The following is a 15417-nucleotide window of genomic DNA, read 5'->3' on the forward strand; positions in this document are numbered from 1 at the left end:
TCATGGATGGGAAAAGCCGATAGCGGCAGAGACCGAGAAAGGTGACCACTTATGGCAGACGTCGACAACAGGAACCGTAACCGCAGGTCCAACCGAGCGGGTCAGCCCAATCCCAAGCGCGAGGCCCGTGCCAAGGCCGCCGAGCGTCACGTGTCAACTGTGTCCGAAGCGTGCGCCAAGGATATCGAGCGTTCGCTTGCCGGTGTTCGCGAGTTTGACGGTATGCCTGCCGGCTTTGTCGCGGCGATGAAGGCCAAGGTTCAGACTGCTGTGGCCACCGAAGAACAGGTTGCCGAGGACGTCGAGGGCGCGGAGGCTGCCGAGGTCGAGGCAGCGCTCGAGCCCGTCGAGGAGCCTGCCGAGGAAATCGCCGAAGCTGAGTCCGCGCCTGCTGAGGAGCCCGCTCCGGTTCTGCCCGAGGTCACCGTGCTCGATGCCTCCACCACGCAGGCCATCTTGGACAACGGTCGTGGCTATGCGCAGTTCTGCGACATGGCCGTGCTCGCCTTTGCCTCGTTCACCAATCCGGGCGGTGGCTATATTCAGGGTTATCTGGGCCAGGAGGCCACGCTGTGCGCCGATTCGTATCTGTACAACGTTCTCGATAAGCAGCGCAAATGGTACGGCGAGAACCGTCGCCGCAACATCAACTGCGAGCTTTACCGAAACCGTGCGCTGGTGGTGCCTGCGGTGCGCTTCGACCGCAACCACGTGCATGCATACGCCGACGTGATCGTGGCCGCCGCGCCCAACGTTAAGCGCGCCCGCCAGGAGTATCGCGTGAGCGACGATGCTCTGCTGGACGCCCTGCGCGACCGCATTCGCTTTGTGCTTGCCATCTGCGACGAGCTGGGTCGCGAGAAGCTCGTACTGGGCGCTTGGGGCTGCGACAACAACGGCTTTGACGCCGAGGCCGTGGCCGAGCTCTTCCGCAAGGAGCTCGCGTCGGGCGACTTTAAGGTCAAGCAAGTCTTCTTTGCCGTGCCTTCTACGCGCTGGGATGAGGATTTTGCCAAGTTCGAGCACGTGCTGGCAAACTTCCCCGAGCGCAACGAGGAGTCCTATGCCCAGGTTGCCGCTCGCGCTGCGGCAGCTCGCGCCGCCGAGCAGGCCCAGGCTGCTACCGAGGATGATGAGAACGAGGACGATTGGCGCAAGTACCTGTAATTGGTACGTGCTGACAGATAGGTCGAGCCGGCGGGAGAGGCTGCTTCCGTCGGCTTTTTACTGAGCGAGGGGCTTACGATGAAAAACGTTCTATGCTTTGGCGACAGCAACACCTATGGTTACGATCCGGCGGGCATGCGCGACGGCACCGCGGTGCGCTATGCGCAGGATGTGCGCTGGTGCGGCGTGGCCCAACGTGACTTAGGCGAGGGCTGGCATGTAATTGAAGAAGGCCTCAACGGCCGCACGACGGTACGCGACGACATGTGCCATCTGGACACCAATCTTAACGGCATCCGCGCACTTCCGATGCTGCTCGAGGCCCATAAGCCGCTGGACGCCATTGTGATCATGCTGGGCACCAACGACTGTAAGACGGTCTTTAACGTGACAGCTTCCGATATCGCCCGTGGCGCCATGGCGCTGATTCGCGCCGTCCGCGCGTTTCCGTGGACCGACGCTGCGCCTTGTCCGCGCATTCTGCTGATGGCGCCTATCAAGATTAAGCCGCAGATCGCCGACGTATATATGACCGATTTTGACGAGCATTCCGTAGAAGCCTCGGAACATTTTGGTGAGTACTACGCGCATGTGGCTGAGCAGTTTGGCTGCGACTTTTTGAATGCAGCCGACTTTGCCGAGCCGGGCGATATCGACTATCTGCATATGATGCCCGAAAGCCACGAGAGCCTGGGTCACGCCGTGGCAGCCAAGCTCCAAGAGATGCTCGGTGAGTAGCGCGACCCCAAACCACCGCAAAGGTGCCTGTCCCCTTTGCGGTGGCTTGGGCTGCGAATCTTAATACTGCCACATGTGGTTGACGGGGCCGGAACCTTTGCCCATGTCAAGGCCGGCGGCGAGGGCGCCCGTTAGGTAGGCCTTGCCGGCGTTGACGGCATCGGCAAGATCCATGCCCTGGGCCAGCGCGCAGGCGATGGCGGACGAAAGCGTGCAGCCGGTGCCGTGTGTGTTGTCGGTCTCGATGCGCTTGTGGCGGAACCACGTGGTGAGCGGATCGCCCAGATGGCTGCCCTCGTCATCGAGCGGCGCGGGTTCGGCCAATACATCGTTGGCCTCGTTGACAAGATGCCCACCCTTAACGAGGGATGCGCAACCAAAGCGGCGGGTGAGGAGCATGGCAGCATTTTGCTGTGTGCGCTCGGAGTCGACCTCGTAGTCAAGCAGGGCCATGGCCTCGGGAATATTGGGCGTGATGACGGTTGCCAGTGGGAACAGGCGGCGGGTGAGCGCCTCGGCGGCATCTTCGGCAATCAGCCGTGCGCCCGAGGTGGCTACCATGACGGGGTCGACGACCACGTTTGTCGCGTTCCAGGCGCTCAGGCGGTCGGCGATAACCTCGATAATCTCGGCAGAGGAAACCATGCCGATCTTGACGGCGCTGGGGCGGATATCGTCAAATACGGCGTCGATCTGCGCAGCGACGATATCCGGGGAGATGTTCTGTACGGCGGTGACGCCTAGGGTGTTCTGTGCGGTGATAGCGGTGATGGCCGTCTCGGCATACAGGCGGTGCGCCGTGATGGTCTTGATGTCGGCCTGAATGCCGGCGCCACCGCTGGAATCGGATCCTGCGATGGACAGAACGGCAGGTACCTTACTGCGATCCATGTTTGCTCCCTTGTTCGGTCGGAATCAAATGGGTCTTTAAGCCAGCATTATAAAGATGCCCGGGCCGACTCTATGTCGAACCCGGGCGGGCGATGCAATCTTTACGCAAATGTAAGCAAATGTTCACACGTCAACAATTGACGAACACCATGTTACCGATTGTGGCTCCGGTGACGAGTTAGTCCTCCATGCCGAGGTCGATCGTCGTGCCTTCGAACACCTTGTTAACGGTGCGGACGGCGCACATCTTGCCGCACATGGTGCAGGTGCCCTCGGTGGCGGCGGGGGATTCTTCGTAGCGTTTCTTGCCGGTGACCGGGTCGAGGGCACACTTCCACATGGCATCCCAGTCGAGCTTGCGGCGTGCTTGGCCCATCTTGTCGTCCATGTCGCGGGCGTGCGGCACCTTCTTGGCGATATCGGCGGCGTGCGCGGCAATCTTAGTGGCCATGAGGCCATCGAGCACGTCCTGGGCGTTGGGCAGGCACAGGTGCTCGGCCGGCGTCACGTAGCACAGGAAGTCGGCACCGGAGCTGGCGGAGATGGCGCCGCCGATGGCAGCGGTGATGTGGTCGTAACCCACGCCGATATCGGTCACCAGCGGCCCGAGCACATAGAACGGGGCATTGTGGCACAGGCGCTTCTGCAGTTTCATGTTGGCGGCGATCTCGTCGAGCGCCATGTGACCCGGGCCCTCGACCATGACCTGGACGCCGGCGGCCCAAGCGCGCTTGCACAGCTTGCCCAGCTCGATCATCTCAGCGGTCTCGGTGGCATCGTTGGAGTCGTAGAGGCAGCCCGGGCGGCAGGAGTCGCCGAGCGAAATCGTCACGTCGTACTCGTGGCAAATCTCGAGCAGCTCGTCAAAGTACTCGTAGAACGGGTTCTCGTTACCGGTGACCTCCATCCAGCCAAACAGCAGTGAGCCGCCGCGGCTCACGATGTTCATCAGGCGGCCGGTCTCCTTAAAGGTCTTGGTGACCGACTTGTTGATGCCGCAGTGAATGGTCATAAAGTCCACGCCGTCCTCGGCATGCGCGCGCACGACTTCGAACAGGTCGTCCTTGGTGAGCTTGACCAGCGGCTTTTCCATATAGCCGATGGCGTCGTACATGGGGACGGTGCCTACCATGAGCGGCGTCTCGTCGATGAGCTGCTGGCGGAACTGGCGCGTCTTGCCCGAGTTGGAGAGGTCCATGATGGCGTCGGCGCCAAAGTCCTCGGCGATCTTGACCTTCTTCCATTCCTCGGTGGCATCGGCCTTGTCGCCCGAGATGCCCAAGTTCACGTTGACCTTGGTGGATAGGCCCTCACCGACGCCAAAGGCGCGCATGCCCTTTTTGATGTGCACAATATTGGCGGGAATGGCGATGCGGCCGTCGGCCACGCGCTCGCGGATGTACTCGGGGTCGCGATGCTCGCGCTCGGCGACTTCCTTCATCTGCGGCGTGATCTGCCCGGCACGGGCGAAGTCGATTTGCGTGACGAGCTTGGGCTCGGTCTGTGTGCTCATTGGCACGGCTCCCTTCGTTGGCATTACCCATATCAGGTTTGCGGGTCAGGGCGGGCGCGCCCAATCTCAGCCTGCCGTCTTGTCCCGCAAGCTCCCCGTTATGTCATGGGCTCAAGTATAGCCTGAATGGGTACGATTGGGCCAACGAGCGTGCCTGTGGGGAGGCGTACATGGAAGACAAGCATCTATATCGAGAGACACAATGGGACATATCGGCCGAGGAGGGCCGTGCGCACCATGGGTTGGTCGCGATTGGCTTTGCGGTGCTTGCCGTGCTGGTGATTGCCTTTTGTATTTGGACGTTTGGCGGTCGCGGCGGCGCTGCCTGGGAGTTCGAGGCCGACGATGCCCTGCCGATCATGACGGTGAAGGTCGCTGGCGGTAACACGGTGGCCGCACCGGGCGACTACTGGTATCCGCGCGACGAGTTTGTGCAGCTGCAGTTGAGCGGCGGGTCTATTCCGGGTGAAGAAATCGAACGCGTGACGTTTGATGAGGCACTCAAAACACTCACGGTGAAGCTCAAAGATCAGGGCGATGTGCCTACGACCATGGATATCGCTCTGACGGAGTGGCGTCTGGAACCTCCGTCGGGCGTTACGGTATCCGACGTAGAGCACGTTAAGATTACCTACCAAGATGGCTCGACGAGCGAGATTGCAAAGGCCGATGGCTTGGCGGAGTAATGGGGTGTTTGGAAACGGCGGGCCTATTGTGCCTGCGCGTTCATGAAAACCAGGGTGTTTTTGTCTGAAAGCTCGGGGATGTGCCGATAGCCGATGTTGAATGCGGTAAGTTCGCTTGCATCCTCGAGCTTGTTTTCTGCCATCCACCGCACCATGGAGCCGCGCGCCTTTTTGCTGGCGGTCGACCGTTGGATGGGCTTGCCGTTGCGGATACCCTCGCCAAAGAGGCATGTGACGGCCGTGGCGTCGTCCGCGAGGTGGGGCAGAACGGCTTTGGCATACTCTACGCTGGCGAGGTTGACGATCGTGGTGTTTGAGCCTGCCGGGGCGGTAGCCCGTGCGAGCTTGTCGCCCCAAAACGCGTAGAGGTCTCGGGCATCGTCGACGGCGAGCTTCGCGCCCATCTCCAGCCGATACGGTTCGACGGCATGAAAGGGACGAACGCACCCGTAGAGGCCGGAGAGGATCCACAGGTGGCTTTGCAGCCAGGCGAGCTGTTCGGCATCCATTACCTCGGGTGCCATGCTCTGGTACTGAATGCCGTGATAGGACATGATGGCAGGGGAGAGGTGACGGGCGAGTGCGGGATTGTCGAGATCGCCGTTCCCCAAGATGGGCTCGAACTCATGCAAAATGTCGAGACAAGGGGCCAGCAGCTTGTCGCTGACGTTCCACAGAGCTTGTAGGCCGCTGTCGCCTTCGGTTCGTTCGATGTCCAAGAGCGCATGGTGCAGCTGAGCGGTCTCGCGCGCAAAGGGCGGAATCCCCTGAACTTCAAAAGCATCTTGTGCCGCGCGCATTTGCTTGGCGGGTGAAACGATGACCTGGAGCATGAACTCTCCTCTGCCAAAAAAGTCGCGGCGGAATACGGTCTGCGCGAGCCGGTTGAAGGCCAGGTTAGTCCGTATTCCACCGCAAGTTATAAAGGGCTGGTTTGGTGCGCCTTACAAGGGTTGGTTAGGCGCGCTCGAGGAAGGCTTTGTACCCGCGATAGGCCTCGTAGATATCGGCCTTGTTGGCGACCTCCCACAGGGCGTGCATGGACAGGACGGCAACGCCGGAGTCGATGACGTTCATGCCATACTTGGCCATGATGTAGGCAATGGTGCCGCCGCCGCCCGCGTTGACGCGACCGAGCTCACAGGTCTGGAAGTCCACGCCGGCCTCGTCCATGATGTCGCGGACGAGGGCCACGTACTCGGCATCGGCGTCGTTGGAGCCGCCCTTGCCGCGGCTGCCCGTGTACTTGTTAAAGCACAGGCCGCGACCCATAAAGGCCGCGTTCTTGGTCTCGAACTTGCCGGCATAGCCCGGGTCGAAGCCGGCGGACACGTCGGAGGAGAGCATGCGGCTGCGGGCGAGTGCGCGGCGCAGGGCCAGCGGGCTATCCTCGCCGGCGAGCGTCATGATCTCGGCGACGGTGTTCTCGAAGAAGCGGCTCGTCATACCGGTGGCACCCACGGAGCCGATCTCCTCCTTGTCGACGATGAGCGTGATGCTCGTGCGCTCCACGTTGGCGACGTCGATCTGGGCGAGCATGGAGGGGTAGGCGCAGACGCGATCGTCGTGGCCATAGCCCAAAATCATGGAGCGGTCGAGGCCCATGTCGCGGGCGGGGCCGGCGGGCACGACCTCGATCTCGGCGGAGAGGAAGTCCTCCTCCTCGACGTCGTACTGCTCCTTGAGGATGTCCAGGAACATCTGCTTGACGGGCTCCTTGGGGGCGTCCTTGTCGTCCCCATCGAACTTGACGGGACGACCGCCCACGATCACGTCGAGGATCTCGGCATCGACGGCGTCCTTGGCAGGCTTGGACATCTGCTCGCTCGAGAGGTGGATCAGCAGGTCGGAGATGGTAAAGACCGGGTCGTCCGCCTTGTCGCCGATATTGATGTCGACGGTGGTACCGTCCTTTTTGCAGATGACGCCCACGAGTGCGAGCGGGGAGGCTACCCAGTGGTAGCTCTTGACGCCGCCGTAGTAGTGCGTGTCGAGGTAGGCCATGTCGCCGGCCTCGAAGGCGGGATTCTGCTTAAGGTCCAGGCGCGGCGAGTCCACGTGGGCGCCCAGGATGTTAAAGCCCTGCTCGAGCGGGGCGGTGCCCAGGTTGACGAGCATAAGGTCCTTGCCGTGGTTGGCGGCGTACACCTTGTCGCCTGCCTTGAGCTCGCGGCCCTCGGCGATCACGGTCTCCAGGTCGACGTATCCCGCCTCCTCGGCCATCTTGATGCCGGTCTTGACGCACAGGCGCTCGGTCTTGTTCTCGCTCAAAAACTGCTTATAGCCGCGGCAAAGCTCCTCGAGCTCCTCGACTTGCTGTGGCGTGTACTTTTTCCATGCGCAGGGACGCTCCATGACGCAGGCTCCTTTCGGATCGATCGTGCTGGTTGATGTACCGTGAGCCATCGTATCACGCGCGGGCCCGCGGCGGCAGGGAAGCCTGATGTGCGGTGGCCGCGGGGCGGGGAGCGTGTAAACTGGTGTGAGCAAACCGTGCCCAGCCCAAAGCGAGGTATTCAATATGTCTGACAAGCGCCGCACCTTTGCCGTTATCGACGGCAACTCGCTCATGCACCGCGCCTTCCACGCCGTGCCGCCCACCATGAATGCGCCGGACGGCCGCCCCACCAACGCGATCTTCGGCTTTCTGAACATGTTTCTCAAGATGATCGATGCCTTTAACCCCGACGGTGTGGTCGTGGCGTTTGACAAGGGCAAACCGCGCGTGCGCATGGAGATGCTGCCGCAGTATAAGGCGCAACGCCCGCCCATGGACCCCGATCTGCATGCGCAGTTTCCGATGATCAAGGAGCTGCTCACCGCGCTCAACGTGCCGATTCTGCAGTCCGAGGGCTGGGAAGGCGACGATATCCTGGGAACCATGGCGCGCCTGGGTGAAGAGGCCGGCTGCGACATGCTGCTGGTGACCGGCGACCGCGACATGTATCAACTCGTGACCGAGCACGTCAACGTGGTCTCGACCCGCAAGGGCCTGTCCGACGTGGCGATCATGACGCCCGAGAGCGTGGACGACCTGTATCACGGCATTACGCCGGCGCTCGTGCCCGATTTTTACGGTCTAAAGGGCGATACGTCGGACAACATTCCCGGCGTACCGGGCATCGGCCCCAAAAAGGCGAGCGCGCTCATCGCACAGTACGGCAGCTTGGACGAGGTCATCGCGCATGCCGACGAGGTCAAGGGCAAGATGGGCGAGAACCTGCGTGCGCACATCGACGATGCGCTGCTGAGCCGCAAGGTCGCAACCATTCGCACCGATGCGCCCGTCGAGCTCGACTTTGACGAAACGTCCTTCCCGGCGTTTTCTGCCGACGAAGTGTCCGCGGCGCTGGGCACACTTGGTATCACCGCCATGCAGAACCGTTTCTTGGCGCTGGTCGGCGGCGAGGGCGGGGCTGCTGCTGCCTCCAGTGTGGTTGAGATACCTGCTATGGTTCGCGCAGCCGCCGGCGATGCCGACGCGCTTGGTGCCGTTGCGGCTGAGGTCTCCCGCGCGATTGATGCCGGCGAGTGGGTCGCCGCCGTGGTGGACGACGACAAGGAAGAGGGCGCGCTCTTTGGACTGACGCGCACGCTGTGGTTGGCGACGTCCAAGGGCCTGTTCGCGCTCGAGGAGGGCGACAGCTGTGCGGCGGCTGAGGTTGAGGGCTTCAACTTCGTTCACGGCGTGATTGCCGGCGTGCTCGCGCGTCTGTTTATGGAGGGTCGCGTGGCGAGCCCGGATATGAAGGCGCTGTTGCACGAGCTTTCGCCCGTCGATTCTTCTGAGCCCGAGCTCATGGATCCGCTCGCTACCGATTCCACGCGTATCTTCGATACCGTGGTCGCTGCCTATCTGCTGGATTCCGATCGCTCCGAGTTCGATGAGGCATATCTTGCCGATACGTATCTGCAGATGGCGCTGCCTGCGGCGCGCGGCGCAGAGGGTGCCGGTGAGGACGCTCCGGCGCCTGCCGCCCGTACTGCGGCTCTGACGCTGGCGCTCGTGGCACCGTTGCGCGAGTGCATGGCCCGTGAGAATGCCGCCAACGTGTTCGATGGCATCGAGATGCCGCTCGTTCCGGTACTTGCCAAGATGGAGCGCGCGGGCATGCTCGTGGACCCCGACCGTCTGCACAGTCTGTCCGAGGGTCTGGCGACCCAGATTACCGAGGTTGAGCGCAGTATTCGCGACCTGGCGGGTGATGAGACCTTTAATATTGGCAGTCCCATGCAGCTGTCGCACGTGCTCTTTGATGTGATGGGGCTTCCGACCAAGGGCCTCAAGAAGACTAAGCGCGGCTATTATTCGACCAACGCCAAGGTGCTGAGCGACCTTGCGCGTGACCACGAAATCGTGCGTCTGATCTTGGACTGGCGTGAGAAGTCTAAGATCAAGTCCACCTATCTGGACACGCTGGGCCCGCTACGCCGTGGTGACGGTCGCGTACACACTACGTACAACCAGACCATCACGGCAACGGGGCGTCTGTCCTCGAGCGACCCGAACCTGCAGAACATCCCGACGCGCTCGGAGCTGGGTCGTACCGTCAAGACGGCGTTTTCGGCAGGCGAGGGAAGCGTCTTTTTGGCGGTGGACTACTCGCAGATCGAGCTGCGTCTGCTGGCGCATCTCTCAGGTGACGAGCACTTGGTGCGCGCCTTTAACGAGGGCGAGGACTTCCATGCCGAGACGGCGGCGCGCGTGTTCGGTGTGCCGGTGTCCGAGGTAACGCCCGACCTGCGCAGTCGCGCCAAGGCCGTGAACTTTGGCATCGTGTATGGCCAGCAGGCCTACGGCCTGTCGCAGTCGCTGCATATCTCGATGGCCGAGGCACGCGACATGATCGACCGCTACTACGAGGCCTACCCGGGCGTGCGCACGTTCCTCGACAACGTGGTAGCACGTGCCAAGCAGACGGGCTACGCCGAGACCATGTATGGCCGCAGACGCCATATTCCCGAGCTCAAAGCCAAAAACCCGCAGCTCCGCGGCTTTGGTGAGCGCACGGCCATGAACCACCCCATGCAGGGAACCGCCGCCGACATCATCAAGATCGCCATGGCCCGCGTAAGCCGTCGCCTGGAAGAAGAGGGCTTTGCCGCCCACATGATCTTGCAAGTGCACGACGAACTGGACTTTGAATGTCCCGTCGACGAGGTTGAACGCCTGACCGTGATGGTCCGCGACGTCATGGAGCACGTCGTGGAGCTGCGTGTTCCCCTCATCGCCGAAGCCAGCACCGGCGTAACCTGGGCCGATGCCAAATAAGTTAGAGCCCACAATCCCAAAGTAACCAAAAACAGAGGGGAGCCCCTTGCCAACAAGGAGCTCCCCTCATCCAAAACTATCAGCCAAGTATCTAGGCACTCAAGACGCCATCGAGGCGGTAAGCAAGGCAACCTAGGACCTGGCCGGGCGACGCGGGTGAGTTTTTCGTAGATTCCGCACGAGCCGAAGAGCACTTAATGTGCTCTTCGAGCGAGCCCAGGACCTGACCGAACGAAAAACTCACCCGCGTCGCCCGGCCAGGTCCGACAAGCTGTGTTAACGAGCCGCCAAGATGGCGTCGATGAGCGTCAGTACGCCCCCGTCGTTGTTGCTCGGAATGCGCCACTTGGCATGCGCGTTCATGTGCTCCTCGGCATTGTCCACGATAAAGCTGTGACCGACGCGCTCGAGCATGGGGATGTCGTTGTAGGTGTCGCCCACGGCGGCAGCATCGGCAATATCGATGCCCAGGTGCTCGCACAGGTGAGCGACGCCGGCGCCCTTGTCGACGCCCAGGTTCATAAAGTCGATCCACTCGCGCCCAGCGTTGGTGACGTAGAGCTTGTCCGAGAACTCGGGGCTATAGGTCTCGCGGAAAGCGGGCTCGGCGTCGTAGCCTGGGAAGAAGACCGAAATCTTGTTGGACTCGAAATCGATGCCCTCAAAGCTGTCGACGTAGTTGATTGTGTTGTAGTAGACGCTGATCTCGTCGTGGTATTGATGGTCGCGGGCAAGCACGTAGAACTCGTCGAAGCAGCACAGGACGGGGACAGCGCGAGGATCCTCCGAGGCACGGTTCAAGACCTGCTGATACAGCTCCACGTCAATATTGCTCTTATAGATATAGCTGCCGCGATAGATCACGCAAGCTCCGTTGTCGGGACAAAAGGCGAGGCGGTTCTTGATGCCCTCGAACATCTCCTCGAGCTTGGGGGCGGGACGTCCGCTGGCGGGGCAGAATACGATGCCGGCGTCGGCGAGCTTGTCCAGGCGCTCATCAAGACCCTGGGGCAGCACGCGCTCGTCGGTCAGCAGCGTCTTGTCCATATCGACGGCGAGAATCTTAATGTTTCCGATATTGGCGTCCGATTCGTAAGTTTGCATAAAAATGCGCCTTTCGTTTCGAGATTGTTTCAGACGTTATAACCATCAACTAGTAGTCGAGCGTATTTTCGCAGGAATGGTGCGTATTTGCACCACGCTTCACAAAGTAATGAAAAAACTTTTCAGAAATTTGAATTTGTCGCTTGTGCTGCGGGCACTTTAGCGTAATATAGCGACCATCGAAAACGGAGACGGAAAACAACCGCTTACCGAGTAAAAGGTACCGTTTACGATATTTGAATTGCGCCCGGCGATACGTGAAAGGAGAGGCAGATGCAGTTCGTAAAGATCATCACCACTGCAGATAATGCCATCCGACGCCAGCGCGCAATTTCCCGACGACGATAACAATCGTCTCTGTCCGCATGGGGCGAATTGCCTCAACAGAGTCATTTTGAGGTCGTTGGGTCTTAGCACGACATAGCCGCATGTTTCTAGGGCATGCCTGTGATGCATTCTGCTGAATAACCTGATATTGCACGGTTTTTGACCTCAAGGTGACTTGCAACTGACCGATGTTCTAACTAGCTACCAAGGGCGAAAGGAAACAGCCATGAGCAAGGAAAAAGTCGTTCTCGCATATTCCGGTGGTCTTGATACATCCGTATGTGTCAAGTGGCTCCAGGACGAGAAGAATCTCGATGTCGTTTGTGTCTGCGGCAACGTGGGCCAGGAAGAGACCGGACTGGATGCCAAGAAGCAGAAGGCGCTCGACCTGGGCGTTCTCGATTGCCAGGTGCTCGACCTGCGCGACGAGTTCTCCGATGAGTTCCTGACCAAAGCCATCGCAGCAAACTCCATGTACGAGAACAAGTACCCGCTGCTCTCCGCCCTGTCTCGCCCGCTGCTTGCCAAGAAGCTTGTTGAGGTCGCCCACGAGTTTGGCGCGACCTACGTCGCCCACGGCTGCACCGGCAAGGGTAACGACCAGGTCCGTTTTGAGGCCGCCGTCAAGGCCCTCGACCCCGAGCTCAAGGTTATCGCCCCGGTTCGCGAGTGGGACCTGAAGTGCCGTCCCGACGAGGTCGCCTATGCCCACGCCCACAACGTGCCGGTTCCCGAGGGTGCCAACGACAACCCCTACTCCATCGACGACAACCTGTGGGGTCGCGCCATCGAGTGCGGTCACCTGGAGGACCCTTGGAATGAGCCGCTCGATGACGCTTGGGTTATGACCAAGAACCCCGAGGACACGCCTGACACCCCGACCTATACCGAGATCGAGTTTGAGGCCGGCAAGCCTGTCGCCGTCGACGGCAAGAAGATGAAGCTCTCCGAGATCGTCATCGCCCTCAACAAGATTTCGGGCGACAACGGCTTTGGCCGTCTTGACCTGGTCGAGGATCGTCTGGTGGGCCTCAAGAGCCGCGAGTGCTATGAGGTTCCCGGCGCCCTGACGCTCATCACCGCCCACAAGGCGCTCGAGGACATCTGCGTCGAGGGCGACCTGCTCAAGACCAAGATCAAGCTCGAGCAGGATTGGGCCACCGCCGTGTACAACGGCCAGTGGTACAGCCCGCTCAAGAACGCGCTCGACGCCTTTATGGCCGATACCCAGAAGTTCGTGACCGGCACTGTCCGTCTGAAGTTCTTTAAGGGCAACTGCCATGTCGTCGGCCGCAAGAGTCCCTTCAGCCTCTACGACTACGGCCTGGCTACCTACGACCGCGACACCACGTTTGACGAGAAGGCCAGCGCCGGCTTTATCGAGATCGATACGCTGTCGCTCAAGACGTGGGCAAAGGTCCAGGGCCCCAGCTCTGCTGCCGCCCAGGCCTAGCGCCTCCTTCCCTTGGTATCCGCGCGGCCCATCCGCGTGATACATAACGGGCGCACGGGGTCCCTACCTTTCGTTATGCTTGCTGACACTTCTTAACATCGGTGGCCCCTACGTTCCGCCCGCATATATGATGCCGCGACTGTGGCTGAGTCCGAGCCCCGCCGGGGTTGTCCGGCGGGGCTCCTTCTATCAATTTGGCGGCTCTGCGCCTATATATATGAGGAGTATCCATTATGTTCAATGCTATCGCGCATGCTTTACTTGCCCTCGCGCCCGAGTTCGATGCCGCAAGGGTCGAGGACGTCCCTATGAGCCTGAAGGCCTGGATCGATGGTTCGCAGGGCAACATCCGGAGGGAGACGTTGGGCGCCAAGTGCATGGCGCGTCACTTCTTTGCAAATTAGCTACATGGTTCCGCACACGGTGGGGAATGTGTAAAACTAGCGGTTGAAAAATCGCTTTAGCGATATGGCGCATTGCTTTGGGCGCTTGTTTTGGGATTTGATGAAAGGGGACGGTTCCATGGCTCTTTGGGGCGGTCGTTTTGAGGCAGGCGTGGCCGAGGTCACGCAGGAGTTTGGCGCGTCGCTGCCGGTCGACAAACATCTCTATAAGCAGGATATCGCCGGCTCTAAGGCGCATGCCAAAATGCTGGCGGCCCAGGGCATCATCAGTGCCGAGGACGAGCAGGCGATTGCCAAGGGCCTGACCGAAATCGAACAGGATATCGATGCCGGCAACTTCACCTTCGACATCAACGACGAAGACATTCATATGTCCATCGAGAGCGAGCTGACGCGTCGCATCGGCGAGGCCGGTAAGCGCTTGCATACCGGACGTTCGCGCAACGACCAGGTGGCGACCGACACACGTCTGGGCGTCAAGGCGCTGGCCAAGGAGCTCATGGGGGCCAATCTTGAGCTGCGCCATGTGCTGGTGGATGCGGCTAAGAAGTACGACAAGGTGATTCTGCCGGGCTACACGCACATGCAGCACGCTCAGCCCGTGCTGCTGTCGCATCATCTGCTGGCGTATTCCTGGATGTTCGCGCGCGACTTTACACGCCTGAAGGCAGCCTTTGATGCCGCCGACAACTGTCCGCTGGGCGCTGCCGCGCTTGCCGGCACGAGCTATCCGCTCGATCGTCAGATGACGGCTGCCGAACTTGGCTTTGCGGGCGTGATTCCCAACTCGCTCGATGCGGTTTCCGACCGTGATTTCCTCCTCGACCTGCATTACGCCGGCTCCGTCATGGCGATGCACCTGTCGCGTCTTTCCGAGGAGATCGTGCTGTGGTCGAGCTCCGAATTTGGCTTTATCACGCTTTCCGACTCTTACTCCACCGGTTCGTCCATCATGCCGCAGAAGAAGAACCCCGACTTTGCCGAGCTTATCCGCGGCAAGAGCGGCCGTGTGTATGGCAACCTGGTGCAGCTGCTCGTGACCATGAAGGGCCTGCCGCTTGCTTATAACAAGGACTTGCAGGAGGACAAGGAGGGCGCGCTCGATACCGCCCATACGCTCATGCAGTGTCTGTCGGTTATGGCCGGTATGATTTCGACCTGGACTGTCAACGAGGATGCCATGGCGCGCGAGTGCGGCGTGGGGCACCTTGCCGCTACCGATGTTGCCGATTACCTGGCCAAGCGTGGCCTGCCGTTCCGCGAGGCACACGCCGTGGTGGGCCATTTGGTCCTGATGTGTGAGAAGCGTGGCTGCAATCTTGAGGACCTGCCGTTTGAGGTGTTCCAGGAGGCAAGCCCGCTCTTTGAGCACGACATTACCGAGGCGCTCGACATCCCGTCGATTGTCGCCGCGCGCACGACCGAGGGCGGTACCGCCCCTGCCGCCGTTGCCGTGCAGCTGCAGCGTGCCGAGGCACAACTCGTTGCCGACGAAGGCGTGTTTGGATCGCTGACCAAGGTCGTCGAGATGGGCCACGGGATAAAGTAAGGGTTTGGCCGAAGCCGTTTTTGCCATTTATTGAGGAATCGTTTTTTGCTTTACGGGCGTCTGCTGATGTGGGCGTCCGTATTTTGTTGCTATGGGGGAGAGGCTTGTCGAGAAGTTCTGTAGGACCTTTGGGTAGGTTGTGAAGGGGGTACGTTCGCGGGCGGCAACCGACCGTCTGCTCTGCTCGATGCGGTTGATGGGCAGTCGGATGGTACTCTAATCGAGCTTCGAAACAGAAGTGACACATATGGAACGCTTTAATAAATTGCAACGTTTCAATAAACAGCTTTTTGTTTAACTGCAGCTAAAACTC

Annotated in this window: 12 protein-coding genes and 1 riboswitch; of the genes, 7 read left to right on the plus strand and 5 right to left on the minus strand. The window is 60.6% G+C overall.

What is annotated here, in order from left to right; genetic code table 11:
* The first annotated feature begins 51 nt into the window (after nt 1-51).
* Nucleotides 52-1167 (plus strand): TIGR02452 family protein, encoded by a 1116-nt coding sequence (locus tag OIL88_05475; GenBank protein ID HJI71818.1) that lies wholly within the window; start codon nt 52-54, stop codon nt 1165-1167.
* A 78-nt stretch (nt 1168-1245) separates the two neighbouring features.
* Nucleotides 1246-1905 carry an SGNH/GDSL hydrolase family protein gene (locus OIL88_05480; GenBank protein HJI71819.1) on the plus strand — a complete coding sequence of 220 codons (660 nt, stop codon included), beginning with the start codon at nt 1246-1248 and terminating at the stop codon, nt 1903-1905.
* Between the two features lie 60 nt (nt 1906-1965).
* Here OIL88_05480 and thiD read toward each other — a convergent pair whose 3' ends face one another.
* Complete coding sequence (thiD, locus tag OIL88_05485; protein HJI71820.1) at nt 1966-2796, minus strand: bifunctional hydroxymethylpyrimidine kinase/phosphomethylpyrimidine kinase; 831 nt, start codon at nt 2794-2796, stop codon at nt 1966-1968.
* Between the two features lie 178 nt (nt 2797-2974).
* Nucleotides 2975-4309 (minus strand): phosphomethylpyrimidine synthase ThiC, encoded by a 1335-nt coding sequence (gene thiC, locus OIL88_05490; GenBank protein ID HJI71821.1) that lies wholly within the window; start codon nt 4307-4309, stop codon nt 2975-2977.
* Nucleotides 4301-4417, minus strand: a riboswitch (TPP riboswitch). It overlaps the preceding gene by 9 nt.
* A 62-nt stretch (nt 4418-4479) precedes the next feature.
* Between thiC and OIL88_05495 the strand changes: the two genes are divergently transcribed.
* The gene (locus tag OIL88_05495; GenBank protein HJI71822.1) at nt 4480-4995 is read left to right on the plus strand and encodes a hypothetical protein; all 516 of its coding nucleotides are present in this window, start codon (nt 4480-4482) and stop codon (nt 4993-4995) included.
* 23 nt (nt 4996-5018) lie between these two features.
* On the opposite strand, the gene OIL88_05500 is transcribed toward OIL88_05495, so the two are convergent.
* Both OIL88_05500 and OIL88_05505 read right to left on the minus strand, forming a co-directional pair.
* The gene (locus OIL88_05500; GenBank protein ID HJI71823.1) at nt 5019-5828 is read right to left on the minus strand and encodes a YaaA family protein; all 810 of its coding nucleotides are present in this window, start codon (nt 5826-5828) and stop codon (nt 5019-5021) included.
* Nucleotides 5829-5952: 124 nt separating this feature from the next.
* Nucleotides 5953-7350 carry an aminopeptidase gene (locus OIL88_05505; protein HJI71824.1) on the minus strand — a complete coding sequence of 466 codons (1398 nt, stop codon included), beginning with the start codon at nt 7348-7350 and terminating at the stop codon, nt 5953-5955.
* A gap of 166 nt (nt 7351-7516) precedes the next feature.
* Between OIL88_05505 and polA the strand changes: the two genes are divergently transcribed.
* The gene (gene polA, locus OIL88_05510) at nt 7517-10267 is read left to right on the plus strand and encodes a DNA polymerase I (protein ID HJI71825.1); all 2751 of its coding nucleotides are present in this window, start codon (nt 7517-7519) and stop codon (nt 10265-10267) included.
* 276 nt (nt 10268-10543) lie between these two features.
* Here the strand turns inward: polA and OIL88_05515 are convergent, their stop codons facing one another.
* A complete protein-coding gene (locus tag OIL88_05515) occupies nt 10544-11371 on the minus strand; it encodes a Cof-type HAD-IIB family hydrolase (protein HJI71826.1) in 828 nt (275 codons plus the stop codon).
* A 553-nt stretch (nt 11372-11924) separates the two neighbouring features.
* Here OIL88_05515 and OIL88_05520 point away from each other — a divergent pair.
* The 3 genes from OIL88_05520 (at nt 11925) to argH (ending at nt 15104) form a co-directional block, all read left to right on the plus strand.
* Nucleotides 11925-13151: an argininosuccinate synthase gene (locus OIL88_05520; protein HJI71827.1), complete on the plus strand. Its 1227-nt coding sequence runs from the start codon at nt 11925-11927 to the stop codon at nt 13149-13151.
* Nucleotides 13152-13384: 233 nt separating this feature from the next.
* Nucleotides 13385-13555 (plus strand): hypothetical protein, encoded by a 171-nt coding sequence (locus OIL88_05525; GenBank protein ID HJI71828.1) that lies wholly within the window; start codon nt 13385-13387, stop codon nt 13553-13555.
* Between the two features lie 118 nt (nt 13556-13673).
* Nucleotides 13674-15104, plus strand: coding sequence for an argininosuccinate lyase (gene argH, locus OIL88_05530; protein ID HJI71829.1), 1431 nt, complete (start codon nt 13674-13676; stop codon nt 15102-15104).
* Nucleotides 15105-15417 lie beyond the last annotated feature (313 nt).

It is taken from the genome of Coriobacteriaceae bacterium (assembly GCA_025992855.1).
GTDB lineage: Bacteria > Actinomycetota > Coriobacteriia > Coriobacteriales > Coriobacteriaceae > Collinsella.